Annotated in this window: 1 protein-coding gene; it reads left to right on the top strand. The window is 64.5% G+C overall.

All coding sequences use genetic code 11. The features are described 5' to 3' along the window. Window positions 1-1114 (top strand): c-type cytochrome biogenesis protein CcsB (ccsB, locus tag SB772_RS39010; protein ID WP_410838390.1); only part of this gene is annotated, 1114 nt, incomplete at both ends.

Below are 1114 nucleotides of genomic sequence, written 5' to 3'. Positions count from 1 at the left end.
CGCAGTTCGACGAGCGGCCGTTCCTGAAGCGCCTCGGCATGACCGACTGGCTGTTCGCCCTCGCGATGGTTGCGGGCGCGGGCTTCGCGCTGTCGCGCTATCACCCGTTCATGAACTACTACGACAAACTGGTGCTGGTGTGCGCAGTGCCGGTGTTCGTCGTGCTCGGCTGGCGCTGGAAGCCGGTGCGCCCGCTGATGATGGGCATCGCCGCGCTGTCGCTGCTGGCGATCCAGTTCTATCACGGCGATCTGATACGCGCGGATAACGCGTTCTTCCTGAAGTATTTCCTGTCGAGCCAGTCCGCGATTCTGTGGATGAGCGCGCTGTTCGTATTCGCCACGGTGTTCTACTGGATCGGTTTGCTGTCGCGCTCGCCGAGCGGCGCCGCAATCGGCTCGAAGATGACCTGGGCCGCGGTGCTGATGGGCTTCGTCGGCCTGATGGTGCGCTGGTACGAGTCGTACCTGATCGGCGCGGACGTCGGCCATATTCCAATCTCGAACCTGTATGAAGTGTTCGTGCTGTTCAGCCTGATCACCGCGCTGTTCTACCTGTACTACGAGCAGCACTACCACACCCGCGCGCTCGGCGCATTCGTGCTGCTGGTGATCAGCGCGGCCGTGGGCTTCCTGATGTGGTACTCGGTCGCGCGCGACGCGCAGCAGATCCAGCCGCTGGTGCCGGCGCTGCAAAGCTGGTGGATGAAGATCCACGTGCCGGCGAACTTCATCGGCTATGGCAGTTTCGCGCTGTCGGCGATGGTCGGCGTCGCGTATCTGATGAAAGCGCGCGGCGTGCTGGCCGATCGCCTGCCGGCGCTCGACGTGCTCGACGACGTGATGTACAAGTCGATCGCCGTCGGCTTCGCGTTCTTCACGATCGCGACGATCCTCGGCGCGCTGTGGGCCGCCGAAGCGTGGGGCGGCTACTGGAGCTGGGACCCGAAGGAGACGTGGGCGCTGATCGTCTGGCTGAACTACGCGGCGTGGCTGCATATGCGCCTGATGAAGGGCCTGCGCGGCGCGATGGCGGCCTGGTGGGCGCTGACCGGCCTGCTGGTGACGACCTTCGCGTTCCTCGGCGTGAACATGTTCCTGTCGGGGCTGCATAG

Origin of the sequence: Paraburkholderia sp. SIMBA_030, from assembly GCF_046535245.1 — a bacterium.
GTDB lineage: Bacteria > Pseudomonadota > Gammaproteobacteria > Burkholderiales > Burkholderiaceae > Paraburkholderia.
Note: the sequence above shows the minus strand (reverse complement) of the source record. Positions and strands in the feature narration are given on the sequence as shown.